This is a genomic window from Cryobacterium breve, from assembly GCF_004402375.1.
GTDB lineage: Bacteria > Actinomycetota > Actinomycetes > Actinomycetales > Microbacteriaceae > Cryobacterium > Cryobacterium breve.
The window spans coordinates 1-10,815 of record NZ_SOGJ01000023.1; the positions used below are offsets into that span (position 1 = coordinate 1).

A 10,815-nucleotide genomic window follows, 5' to 3' on the forward strand; every position below is an offset into this window, starting at 1 on the left:
CGCAGTTGAGGGCGGACGTCTTCGCTGACATCATCCTCGATGGCGTCACACCGTCCGGAATCGGTCAGGGCATCCGGGGTGCGGTGAACGTGACCGTGCCGGTGCTGACGGTGCTGACGTTGATGGGGTTGAGTGAGGAGCCGGGTTTCCTGAAGGGGTATGGGCCGATCGGCCCGGACACGGCCCGGCAGATCGCGGCCGGGGCGCCGAGCTTCACCCGGATTCTGGTGCACCCGGAGACGGGCGCGGTGCTGTCGGTGGGCCGGGACCGGTACACGGTTCCGAAAGATCTGAAACGGTTCCTGCGGGTGCGCGACAAAACGTGCCGGTTCCCGGGCTGCAACAAGTCGGCCGCGCACTGCGATCTCGACCACTCCCTGGATTGGCAGTTCGACGGTGTGACCGCGCACGACAACCTCGCGCATCTGTGTCCGGCGTGTCATGCGCTCAAGAGCGAGACCGGGTGGCGCGTGTTGCATCTCGGCGACGGGCTGCTCGAGTGGACGTCGCCGACGGGGCTCGCCTTCGTGAGCGAGCCGGCCACGGTCATCCGTTCGGCATCGCCCGCCGTGAAACCGGAGGCGCCATCAGCGGAACCAACGCCGGAGCCCGAGTCTGACGAAACGCCCGAACCCGCACCGTTCTAACCCGGGCGCTGCGCGGAATGGCAGATCCGGCGAAGTCAGATGCGGGGGACAACGCCTTCATCGCTGGAGCAGGAGAAACAGGCCGAGGATGATCGCGGAGAAGAGGGGGAAGAACCAGTTGGTCAGCATTAGGAACGCTCGTCGAGCCCGATAGCGGTGCGGGAGCTGGTCCGGGAGGGGAGTCGTGATGTCGTCGACATTGCCGCGTCGAAGCGTTTGCACGGTGTTCCAGAGGGACAGGAGCACCATTGAGGTGGTGCTGCCGAGCAGCCACGGGACGGGGTCGAGGCTGAGCCAGGCCTCACCGGGCAATGCCGGTGCAACGGCGGACGACAGGAACCCCAGGACTGCGCCGATGAGGAGGAGCAGGCCGAGCAGCCAGGGGCGCCGCATCGCTGCCTGGAGGTAGAGCGGCAAGAAGGCGACCAGAGCCGCCGGCGCCACGAGCAGCGCGAGCCGGGCCGGGGAGACCAGAAAACGGTCATCCTGTGCCCACGCGACGAACACGTGCACGAACAGCAGGAAGGCGAGTACTCCGAGCAGGGTAGGCCACAGGCCCCGCGTTGCCCACCCGGGTCCGGAGTCTCGCGGAAGTTCGAGGGAAGCGGCGTAGGTGCGGGCAGGCCCGAAGGCTTCCTCCGCGCTTTGGCCGGTGTCGGCGAGTAGTTCCCGGGCACTCGCCACCGCGTCGCCGATCGCATGTCCAAGGACATCGCGCAGGCGTAGCTCCACAATGAACTCATCGAACCATTTCTTGTCCGAGACGGTGGCGATCATGGATTTATCTCCTTGCCGGGCTGTGTGGTTCCCAGATAGCTGTTGCTCACTTCAGCGAAGCGCGCCCATTCGGTGCGGAGCCGTTGGAGTTCGTCGAGGCCGTGTTCGGTCAGCGCGAAGTATTTTCTGCCAGGTCCGGCATCGCCCGGACGCCATTCCGTGGCAACCAGGCCGGCGGCCTCATATCGGGTCAGAAGCGGATAAAGCGTGCCGCCTTTAACCGTGCCGAGACCGTGGCGTTCGAATTCCCCGATGATCGCGTAGCCGTAGGACGGGCCTGCCTCCAGTGCGCGCAATGCGAACAGGCCGAGCGTCGCCCGGAGCCAGTCACTCGGCCAGTCGCCGCCTGACGATTCGGGGGAGTCCTGCGTGCTGGGCGTCATGACTAGATTGTGTCTCTATGTAGTTAGAGTGTCAACTCCGCGAATTCATTGACACCGTCGTCATGGGATGCTGGGCAACGTGAGTGGAAAACTGCATGGCGGATTCGTCGGCGGTGCGCATCTGGTCAACGGAACTGTGCGCCGGGTTCCCGGTCCGTGGACGCCGGCGGTCAGCGCCCTCTTGCGGCATTTGTTTCACCAGGAGTGTCTCGGGGTGCCGAGGCCGCTCGGGACCGACTGCCAGGGACGCGATGTCGTGAGCTTTCTCGCGGGTTCAACGGTCGGCAACGATCGCCCGTGGCCACGGTGGACGCACAGCGACGAGGCGCTCCTCGATGTGGGCGACTGGCTGAGGCGCTATCACGCCGCGGTGGCTGACTTCGTCCCGCCCGCGGACCCTGTCTGGCGCGAGGGTCAGGCGTGGGCTCCCGGTCTGATCGTCCGCGACAACGATGCGGCGCCCTGCAACGCGGTGTGGAACAAAGCCGGCCTGGTCGGATTTGTGGACTGGGACATGGACGGCCCGACCACGTACGCCGAAGACCTCGCCTGGCGAGATTCCTCCATGCCTACGGGTGGGAGGGCACGACCAACGATGTCCTTGAGCTCGTTCGCAAGCGAGTTCAGAAGCAACGTGACGTCATCCGCTCCGTCGCGGCCAAGGGCGATCCGACGTACCAGGGAATGCTCGTTCATGGAGTCGACCGCAACCTTCACGCCGCGTTGTGCGACCTCAGCGCGGTCCAGCGGGTCATCTCGATATCGCGGCGAATCTCAAGGTCGCTGGACAATCCCCCGGCCGGCGGTCACTATCAAGCCATGGGGGATGCATCGGGCACGACGCAGCGCACGGCCTCACAGTGGTCGGCGCTGGATACTGGGATTGTTGTGCTGGCGCTCGTCCTGGTCTGGCTTTTCAGATTCAAGTCGACGGTGTGCGCCATCTCCAACGTCACAGCCTGCCCGGGAGCGGATGCCAGGCAGATTCCCGCCCTGGTGGCAACGGGCGTTCTGGTGTTCTTGCTGTGTGGCGCGCTGGTCACCTCCTACCTGGTGCCGAGTGCTCAGCGGGCAGCAATTATGAGCGGCGTGAGCCTGCTCCTGGCAGTTGCGGGCCTCGTCGCCAGCCTCGTTGTGCTGTTCTCCGCCGGCTTCGTGGTGTGGCCGGTGTGGGCGTGAAAGCATGACGCACAGACGATGGATGTTGGTGTGGGGGTCCGTCGCGCTGCTGGTGTCCCTCAGCGCGTGTTCCGTGATCTCGCCCGACTCCTGGCTCGTAGCGCCGATCGAGTTCGACAATGCACTGGACGACGATGCACTGGATGGCGGAGTCGACGACCGAATCGATGTCACCTATTCCATGGCGAACATCACCGCTGATACCGCGGGCGGATTCTGGACCGAGTCCGCCGGGTCCTGGCTGCACCTGGATCGGAACGGTGACACCCGGAGCCGCTTCAACGACGAGGGCTTCAGCACGGTGCACGGTATCTCGGCTGTCTCACCCACCAACCTCGTCGTCTCCCGCACCGATCGAGTGGATGCCGTCGGCAGCGGCACGGGGATCTTCCGGTTCGACACCCAAGCCGGCACCTGGACCCGAGTCGAGGTCGATGCAACGTCGATCGGCGACGTCGTCGCCGAGGTCGACGGACGAATCGTCTTCGTCGACTTTCTGGGCGGGACCGTGCCCGGAGTCTTCGGTGATCTATCCGGCAGTGACCAACCGAAGCCGTTCGCCATTCGAGCCATCGATGCGTCCGGGCGGCAAACCACGGTGCTGGGTGCAGAGTCCGGTCTAGCCGCAACGGCCGTCGCAATCGACGCCGATTCCACCGGCACTGTCTACATCAGCACGGACCGGGAGGCTTTCACGATCAGTGTCGACGGAACTCCCACGTCCCTGGGCACACACTCGAACCGGGTGCCGGTGTTGGCCGTGAGTCCCGCCGGGGAGGTGCTCGTGGGCAGCTCGACCGCCGCTGAGACCACTGACCTGGCCTGGACGCTGGTGCGCGGTTCGTCGAAGGCTCGGGACGTCATGGCCGACAAGGGCGACTGCTCGCGGTCAGCGGACGGGGGGCTGGCCATCCTGCAGGCTGGACAGCCGACGGGGTTGCCGTTCTCCTGCGGCACCAAGGCCGCCGTCTGGGTTACCGACACCACTTTCGTGCTCGCCATCGGAGACGAGGCCGGAACGATCCTCGTCAGGGTGACCCCGCCAAGGAGCGACTCCGACCGCTGAGGTCGCGCCGGCAACGCCGGCCTGTTTGCCGCGATTTCGGATCTTGTCGAGCGATCAGTGGAAGCTTCGCCCCTGGTCGCGGTGGCGCGCGTTCTCGTGGGGGCATCGCTCGTGGTGCTGGCGGTGTGGAAGTGGCCGGGCTGGTGATCGGCGCGGCCCTCATCGGAGGAGGGCTGTCCGACCTGAATTCTGTCCCGGGCGAGAAGCAGGACTCCCCGGGGCCGGCATCAGGTCGTCGGGCCGGACACGGGGCCTGAGCGCAGGTCGCTCGGCTGAGCCCGGGCAGGCTGACTCCTCGGCCAGACAAAGTACCCGATGGCCCACAAAACCTCGGCGCCGACGATCACGGCAAGAATCCTGTACAGATCGGTCAGCGCCTGAGTCTTCTCGAGGTCGTCCACCACGAGGGTCAACGTCCAGAGGGTTCCGGCAGCAATGAGCACGGCGAGTGCGGTGCGTGCCACGTCTTTCCAGCACTCGGCCGTGTACGCCCTGGCGTACCGTTTCACCGGCGCCGGCCCGTCGGCGAAGCGATAGGCGAATCGTGAGTCTGCCCAGGAGATCATTTTGTGCCCATAGGCGATGGAGAATCCCAGATAGATCGCGGCTATGCCATGGAAAACCGTCGCTGTGGCCCCTGCCATCAGGTCCGCCGCGGTCGCCGTGAGAAGAACGACATCCACTACCGGCGTCATCGCCAGCAGCACCAGGCCCGTCCTCCTGAGCCGCACCACGTACCGTGCGCAGAGGCCCAGCAGGATCAGTACCCAGAAACCGATCTCGCAGCCGACAATGATGGCAAGAATCACGGGTCGCCCTTCCTCGAGGGGTGCTTTCAGGATGTCCCTGCCATTCACCTGCTCATGGAGCCCCCGCAAGCGACCCTAGCCCGGTGACAGCAGGGTTGGTGGTTGCGGAGACGATGACGGCGGAGATCGAACCCAGGACAACGACGATTCCGATTATCTGTACGGGCCTGAAGTGCTCTCCCGCGATCGTCCAGCCCAGGAGGATGGCCACGACCGGGCTGAGTAAGCCGAGGAATGCCGTGGTGCTCGCGGGAAGGCGTGAAATTCCGCGGAACCAGACGAAGTAGGCGAATGCGGTGCCCGCGAGCGAGAGATAGGCGTACCCGATGAGGTTCGTCGTGGTCAGCGGTGTGGCCGGGAGTCCCTCGATCAGGAGCATCACGGGTAGGAGGGTGACCCCGCCGGTGATGAGCTGCCATGCGGTTGTGGCCAGTGGCGGCGCGGGCTGCCCCCACTTCTTGGTCAGCACAATCCCGGAGGCCATGGAGAGGGTGCCGGCGACGGCGGCAAGAACGCCAAGGGCGTCCAGACGCGCCTCGGCTTGCAGCACGATCAAGCAGACGCCGAGCAATCCAGCGACGCCGGCTGCCAGCATCCGCCCGGTCAGTCGTTCGTGCAGAACGCGACTGGCGAGGAGTGCGACCAGGAGCGGCTGCAGGCCGCCGACGATGGCGGCAACGCCGCCGGGGAGCCTGTACGCCGCAACGAAGAGCAGGGCGAAGAACGCCCCGATGTTGAGAACGCCGAGAACCCAGGACTTCCACCACCAGGCGCCGCGCGGCAATCGTGGGCACAGCGCGAGGAGCAGGACCCCCGCGGGAAGCGCGCGCAGCGTGGCCGAGAGCAAGGGCCGATCCTCCGGGAGGAAAAGCGTGGTCGTCAGGTAGGTGGTGCCCCAGAGGGTTGGAGCCAGGGCCGTGGTTGCCAAAAGGGCTGTTCGATTGCTAAGCACTTAGCCATAATACCTAAGGACTTAGCAATTGCTAGTCTGGAGGGATGGCAGACCACGTAGATCGAATCCTGGAGCAGTGGAAGGCCGAGAAGCCTGACCTCGACGTCTCACCCATGGCCATCATCGGGCGGTTGTCGCGTGCGGCCCTCGCCGTGGACGCCCGCCTCGCGAACACCTTCGCGCGGTACGGTCTGGATGCCTCATCCTTCGACGTGCTCGCCACGCTGCTGCGTAGTGGTGCCCCCTATCGAATCTCCCCGGTGGAACTCGCACGCGACGCCATGATCTCCACGAGTGCCGTGGCCCAGCGGCTGAACAAGTTGGAAGCCCGAGGGTTGGTCAGTCGGCAGGCAAATCCGGACGACGGCCGCGGAACACTCGTCGCACTCACCGCTGCAGGGAGGAAACTCATCGAGACCGCCCTGCTACCCCACCTCGAGACGGAACGCGCAATCACGGCGAGCCTCACCGTGGAGGAGAAGACACTCCTCGCGGCGCTTCTTCAGAGAATCAACGACGCGGCCAGACCCCTGAAATAGTCCGGTGCGGGCTGTCGTGTGAGTCAGCTGGGCGGATGCGTCGCCTCAGGTCGCCAGACGGCGCGGAGGATCGCGACGGTGTCTTCCAGTGAGATGAGTGCGCCTTCGCTTGCATCCGCGAGAGCGCGAGCCTGCTCGACGACCGCCTGTGGTGCACGGGATGCTCCGGGGGCGACGCGGGTACCCGCTGCGGTGCGAGTGACGATGAGTCCGTCGCGTTCGAGAGCCTTGTAGGCCTTGGCCGCTGTGGCCTGGGCGACACCGAAATCTCGAGCGGTTTGTCGCACGGTCGGCAAACGTTCGCCGTCTCCGAGTTGTCCGGACCGGATCGCCCCGCGGAACAGGGCATCGATTTCGTCCGCAGTGCTCGGTGTGGTCGCCGTCATCGGCGGGGTCCGGTAGTGGATGTCTCGTACTCGGCTGCTGGTGCGGACCGTGATCGACGTGTTGCCAGCGCGGCGCGGGCGGTGTCGACCGAAAGCCGAAGCAGGAACGCGACCCCGCCACCCTGGAGGGCATACCCCACTAGGTTCATCGGGCGGGCGATGGCGTCGTAGCCACCCGCTACGAGAATGCGCGGGTACGCCTGATCGTCGGAGACCCATTGCTCGTCCAACCCGACCAGCGCTTGCCCGGAGGAGCCGGTGTACATCCATACGGCGCCGAGGGTGGTGATGAGTCCACCGAGAAGGATGAACGTCACCAACCGAGCGGTCAGCTCTCGTTCCGAGCGCACGCTGGGGGAGGATGAGCGGGTGAAAAGGGGTCGATTGGCGTCGGTGCGCAGAACGGCGAAAAAGACGGCGGCGGCCAGGGCGAGCGCCACGAGTGTGGCGAGATGGTTCGGCCACCCTGCACCGGACAGATACCCGTAGCCACTATTGAAGGCCATGTAGATCGGCAGGCTGGAATAGTCGGGAACGTTTCCAAAGAATGGCCCGTCCTTGGGCGCGGTCGTTGCAATCGCAATCTGCCACACCGAGGTCAGTGCGAGCAGCGCGGCCAGGATTCCGAGAATCCAGAGCAGCGTTCGAGACGCGAATGCACACCAGGGGCGGCGCGGAACAATCGACCGCTCACCCAGCGCAGGAAGGGGTATCCGTCGAAGCGCCAGGGCTGCGGCCGCCACCACCAACGTCGCCGCGAATAGCGGCGCCGGGCGACGCCACCAACCGTCAAACCCGGACATGTCATTCGTTGATACGGCAATCGCGCTGACCGCCGTCGCCACGACAACCACCAGCAGTGAACCCGCCACTCCCGCCCAGACGAGAGTCGCTGTGCGTCGACCGGTCTGCGGGAGCGCCACGATCCGCCGTGGACGAACCCACGACAGTATGAACAGGCTCAGGCCGAAGGTGATGGCCACCTCTAGAGGCAGTAGATCTTGAACGGCGTGCGCGAAGAGAAAGAGTGAGTTCACCTGGGCCCCAAATGATCGAACCACTCGCGAGAGCCGCGAGCTTGTGCTGCAAAGCTAGCACAATCTTGTTCTATCGAGACAGTGCAAGTTGACGCTCACTCGGCCTCGCGGACAAACCGGGTTATCGGTAGACGTCGACCCATTCGTGACCGAGAGCCTGCAGTTCCGCGCTTCCGGCCGTGACGTGCGCCACGATGGCGGCGAGTCGTTCGGTGTTGTCATCGGCAATGTGGAGCACCGCGTCCTGCCCGTAGTCGGTACTCAGGACGATCACTCCGCGCTGACGCAACTCGGCTTCGACGCGACCGGCATCTGCATGGGACAGTGCGAGCGTGAACAGCTCACGTCGTTCGCGCTCCACGACCAGCCCGAGATATTGGGCCTCGTCGATCGTGGTCAGGACGGCTTCCGAGTAGGCGCGCACGAGGCCGCCGGCGCCGAGGAGAGTGCCACCGAAGTAGCGGGTGACGACGGCCACGCAGTCGACGAAACTGCGCCCGGACAGCGCCTCGAGCATGGGGCGACCCGCGGTTCCTGACGGTTCACCGTCATCGTTCGAGCGACGCACCTGGTCGGGGGCGTCGCTTGGGCCGAGCACGAAAGCCGAGCAATGGTGGCGGGCGCTCCAATGCTCCTTGCGTGCGGCCTCGATCGCAGCACGCGCGGCGTCCTCGGTCTCGGTTCTAACCAGTCGACAGAGGAATCGTGAGCGTTTCACTTCGATCTCGGCGTCATGACGGCTGCCGACGCCGCCGTGCAGAGTGAGATCGGGCATGCCCCAGTCTCTCGCGCATTCGCCGAGGCCGCTGCACCTGCCGGGCCATTCCGACGATACCTAATAACATTAGGCTAAACCAATGACATACTAGGCAGGAAGGAAAGGTGGCCGAAATGGCACGGATGGGACTGACAACGCAACGCGTGACCGTCGCCGCGGCTGACCTGGCCGACGAGATCGGTTTCGAAGGCGTGACCGTATCTGCTGTCGCACGCAGCTTCGGCGTCAGGGACGCGAGCCTCTACTCCCACATCAAGAATGTGCACGACCTCCGGGCGAGGGTGGCCGTGCTGGCCTTGGCCGAACTCGCCGAGCGCGTGGCCGCCGCCTTGGCAGGACGCGCAGGCAAGGACGCGCTGGTCGCATTCGCCAACGCCTACCGGGCATACGCGGGAGAGCATCCGGGACGCTACGCCGCAACCCGGCTGCAACTCGAGCCTGAGGTTGCTGCCGCCAGCGCGGCGGGGCGGCACGCGGCGATGACCCGGGCAATCCTTCGGGGCTATGCGCTCGAGGAACCCGACCAGACCGACGCCGTGCGCCTGCTGCACAGCGTTTTCCACGGATACGTGAGTCTGGAAGGCACCGGCGCCTTCCTGAACACCCCACGAGCAGCGGATGCATCGTGGTCGCGTTCCCTGGACGCCCTCGACATGGTCTTGAGCAACTGGCCGACGGCCGGTCGGGACCGCTGAACGCACCGGACCACCACTCGCACCCCGCAGTTCAGCGCCACAGACACGCAAGGGAATGGCACTTCATGCTCCAGCTCTCCGCCATCGACATCCGGTCATCGTTCATCAACGCTTCGCTCAGGGAACGCAAGGCTCTCACCCTTCCCCGGGACTTCGACACCCTGCCGTGGGACACCCTCGACTACCTCGGTTGGCGGGATCCCAAGATCCCTGGAATCGGCTATGTCATAGTCGACCTCCCGGAGGGCCCGGTCGGGATGCTGCTTCGTCAGGCCGACGGGAAGACCAGGACCCGGCCCCAGTGCTCATGGTGCGAGGACGTGCACCTCCCGAACGAGGTGGTGTTCTTCAGCATCAAGCGTGCCGGTCAGGCAGGACGCAACGGTGACACGGTCGGCACCCTTGCCTGCGCCGGATTCGAATGTTCGGCCAACGTTCGCAAGCTTCCCCCGGTCGCCTACGTCGGCTTCGACGTGCAGGCAGCGCGCCAGCGACGCATCGAGGCGCTGGGAGTGCGCGTTTCGAACTTAGCCCGTAGCGTTCGTGACGGAACCTAGCCCAGCTCGCAGGACGCGTGAACTCGATGTGCGTGCGCCAGTCCCTGCTGCAGTTCGATGGCCGCCAGACCTCGAAGGAAGGCGGTGTCGGAAGCGCACTCGACGAACCCACAGCTGGCGTGGAGGTAACGTTCCACGGAACGTCCGCATTGGTCGGGCGGGTGAGGCGCGTGCATCCACGGCGCCTCGACTCGTTCCTGGCTGCGTCCAGGAGAGAGCGCCCATGTCCGCGGCGCGTCGCTGCAGGAACGACGGAGAGTTGCTCCAGGTGATCGCCGTCAGGAGCCGGAATGACGTGGACGAACCCGACCGGCACCAAGTCGAGATCGCTCGGTCCCCGTCGGCACCGACGAAGAGGAAGCGTAATTGGCCAGCTTCGCGAGAGATTGTGTAGAAGTCGGCGTGGACTATGCAGGGATGGTTCTCTGTCGACAGGGCGCTGTGACTGGAATGGCATTCGATGCGGCGAGCCCGTTTGGGACACTAGATGCCCTAGTGCCTCACACTGAGCATGTCGAACCACTGCTCGGCGCGCGCCGCCCATGAGGTTAGACGTAGTCGCCGGAGCCCTGCTCGGGGACCTCCCACTCGCCCTCAGCGGTTCGCCGCCCGCGCATGGTGCCGAACATCATGTCGGTCATTCCGGTCGGGTCACCGCCGCACCGTACGAAATCCTCCCGGCGGCGCCGGCCGGACCGCACTGTTCCGCGAACACTCCACACGGTAGCCAGTGTCGCTCCGATAACCGCAGCAATCAGGTAGAGGATCGTCGCGTCCGGGGCCAACCAGGCCACAAGGCAGGCCCCGCCAATGGCTCCGGCACCGAATGCCAGCACGATGCTCACACCTGCGGCCCTGCGCAGCGATGCGTCGGTTGGCCGCCCGATGCGAACGAACTTGTCCGGGTCGACGGGAGTGTAGCCGGTTCTACTGCTGCGCCTCGTGGGTTCGTTCATGACGTGATCGGCTGTCGTCTCATGGTCAAAACGCTAGCCCACTCGCAACCTCGA

General features: G+C 65.4%; 14 protein-coding genes and 1 pseudogene. 6 read left to right on the forward strand and 9 right to left on the reverse strand.

Annotation, left to right across the window (positions count from 1 at the left end):
* On the forward strand, positions 1-647 hold a 647-nt coding region (locus E3O65_RS09895; RefSeq protein WP_134363572.1), incomplete at its 5' end, for an HNH endonuclease signature motif containing protein.
* 57 nt (positions 648-704) lie between these two features.
* Here E3O65_RS09895 and E3O65_RS09900 read toward each other — a convergent pair.
* Together E3O65_RS09900 and E3O65_RS09905 are read right to left on the reverse strand one after the other, a co-directional pair.
* Positions 705-1,424 carry a hypothetical protein gene (locus E3O65_RS09900; protein ID WP_134363573.1) on the reverse strand — a complete coding sequence of 240 codons (720 nt, stop codon included), beginning with the start codon at positions 1,422-1,424 and terminating at the stop codon, positions 705-707.
* A complete protein-coding gene (locus tag E3O65_RS09905; protein ID WP_134363574.1) occupies positions 1,421-1,807 on the reverse strand; it encodes a PadR family transcriptional regulator in 387 nt (128 codons plus the stop codon). Before E3O65_RS09905 ends, E3O65_RS09900 begins: the two co-directional genes overlap by 4 nt.
* 819 nt (positions 1,808-2,626) lie before the next feature.
* Between E3O65_RS09905 and E3O65_RS09910 the strand changes: the two genes are divergently transcribed.
* Together E3O65_RS09910 and E3O65_RS09915 are read left to right on the forward strand one after the other, a co-directional pair.
* Positions 2,627-2,986, forward strand: a complete 360-nt coding sequence (locus tag E3O65_RS09910) for a hypothetical protein (protein WP_134363575.1) — start codon at positions 2,627-2,629, stop codon at positions 2,984-2,986.
* Positions 2,987-2,990: 4 nt separating this feature from the next.
* On the forward strand, positions 2,991-4,052 hold the full coding sequence (locus E3O65_RS09915) for a hypothetical protein (protein ID WP_134363576.1): 1,062 nt from the start codon (positions 2,991-2,993) through the stop codon (positions 4,050-4,052).
* Positions 4,053-4,279: 227 nt separating this feature from the next.
* Here E3O65_RS09915 and E3O65_RS09920 read toward each other — a convergent pair whose 3' ends face one another.
* Both E3O65_RS09920 and E3O65_RS09925 read right to left on the reverse strand, forming a co-directional pair.
* Entirely contained in the window at positions 4,280-4,861 is a 582-nt protein-coding gene (locus E3O65_RS09920) for a hypothetical protein (RefSeq protein WP_134363577.1), read from the reverse strand.
* Between the two features lie 52 nt (positions 4,862-4,913).
* A complete protein-coding gene (locus E3O65_RS09925; protein WP_134363578.1) occupies positions 4,914-5,813 on the reverse strand; it encodes an EamA family transporter in 900 nt (299 codons plus the stop codon).
* Positions 5,814-5,857: 44 nt separating this feature from the next.
* On the opposite strand from E3O65_RS09925, the gene E3O65_RS09930 reads away from it, so the two are divergent.
* On the forward strand, positions 5,858-6,352 hold the full coding sequence (locus E3O65_RS09930) for a MarR family winged helix-turn-helix transcriptional regulator (RefSeq protein WP_134363579.1): 495 nt from the start codon (positions 5,858-5,860) through the stop codon (positions 6,350-6,352).
* 23 nt (positions 6,353-6,375) lie between these two features.
* On the opposite strand, the gene E3O65_RS09935 is transcribed toward E3O65_RS09930, so the two are convergent.
* From E3O65_RS09935 to E3O65_RS09945, 3 genes are all read right to left on the reverse strand, one after another.
* Complete coding sequence (locus E3O65_RS09935; RefSeq protein WP_134363580.1) at positions 6,376-6,738, reverse strand: GntR family transcriptional regulator; 363 nt, start codon at positions 6,736-6,738, stop codon at positions 6,376-6,378.
* The gene (locus E3O65_RS09940) at positions 6,735-7,775 is read right to left on the reverse strand and encodes a hypothetical protein (RefSeq protein ID WP_134363581.1); all 1,041 of its coding nucleotides are present in this window, start codon (positions 7,773-7,775) and stop codon (positions 6,735-6,737) included. The genes E3O65_RS09935 and E3O65_RS09940 overlap by 4 nt, the downstream gene beginning before the upstream one ends.
* A gap of 121 nt (positions 7,776-7,896) precedes the next feature.
* Positions 7,897-8,550 (reverse strand): IMPACT family protein, encoded by a 654-nt coding sequence (locus E3O65_RS09945; RefSeq protein ID WP_134363582.1) that lies wholly within the window; start codon positions 8,548-8,550, stop codon positions 7,897-7,899.
* Positions 8,551-8,666: 116 nt separating this feature from the next.
* Here E3O65_RS09945 and E3O65_RS09950 point away from each other — a divergent pair, with 116 nt between their 5' ends.
* Both E3O65_RS09950 and E3O65_RS09955 read left to right on the forward strand, forming a co-directional pair.
* Positions 8,667-9,248, forward strand: a complete 582-nt coding sequence (locus E3O65_RS09950) for a TetR/AcrR family transcriptional regulator (protein ID WP_134363583.1) — start codon at positions 8,667-8,669, stop codon at positions 9,246-9,248.
* A gap of 65 nt (positions 9,249-9,313) precedes the next feature.
* Positions 9,314-9,805, forward strand: a complete 492-nt coding sequence (locus E3O65_RS09955) for an FBP domain-containing protein (RefSeq protein WP_134363584.1) — start codon at positions 9,314-9,316, stop codon at positions 9,803-9,805.
* Between the two features lie 175 nt (positions 9,806-9,980).
* Here E3O65_RS09955 and E3O65_RS17605 read toward each other — a convergent pair.
* Positions 9,981-10,349, reverse strand: a pseudogene (locus E3O65_RS17605) (hypothetical protein); the annotation flags it as partial.
* A gap of 4 nt (positions 10,350-10,353) precedes the next feature.
* On the reverse strand, positions 10,354-10,761 hold the full coding sequence (locus tag E3O65_RS09960; protein ID WP_134363585.1) for a hypothetical protein: 408 nt from the start codon (positions 10,759-10,761) through the stop codon (positions 10,354-10,356).
* Positions 10,762-10,815: the final 54 nt, after the last annotated feature.

Coding starts and splice junctions, on each gene's coding strand:
- E3O65_RS09900 (WP_134363573.1), bottom strand. CDS start 1,424: ATGATCGCCACCGTCTCGGACAAGAAATGGTTCGATGAGTTCATTGTG.
- E3O65_RS09905 (WP_134363574.1), bottom strand. CDS start 1,807: ATGACGCCCAGCACGCAGGACTCCCCCGAATCGTCAGGCGGCGACTGG.
- E3O65_RS09910 (WP_134363575.1), top strand. CDS start 2,627: ATGGGGGATGCATCGGGCACGACGCAGCGCACGGCCTCACAGTGGTCG.
- E3O65_RS09915 (WP_134363576.1), top strand. CDS start 2,991: ATGACGCACAGACGATGGATGTTGGTGTGGGGGTCCGTCGCGCTGCTG.
- E3O65_RS09930 (WP_134363579.1), top strand. CDS start 5,858: ATGGCAGACCACGTAGATCGAATCCTGGAGCAGTGGAAGGCCGAGAAG.
- E3O65_RS09935 (WP_134363580.1), bottom strand. CDS start 6,738: ATGACGGCGACCACACCGAGCACTGCGGACGAAATCGATGCCCTGTTC.
- E3O65_RS09945 (WP_134363582.1), bottom strand. CDS start 8,550: ATGCCCGATCTCACTCTGCACGGCGGCGTCGGCAGCCGTCATGACGCC.
- E3O65_RS09950 (WP_134363583.1), top strand. CDS start 8,667: ATGGCACGGATGGGACTGACAACGCAACGCGTGACCGTCGCCGCGGCT.
- E3O65_RS09955 (WP_134363584.1), top strand. CDS start 9,314: ATGCTCCAGCTCTCCGCCATCGACATCCGGTCATCGTTCATCAACGCT.
- E3O65_RS09960 (WP_134363585.1), bottom strand. CDS start 10,761: ATGAACGAACCCACGAGGCGCAGCAGTAGAACCGGCTACACTCCCGTC.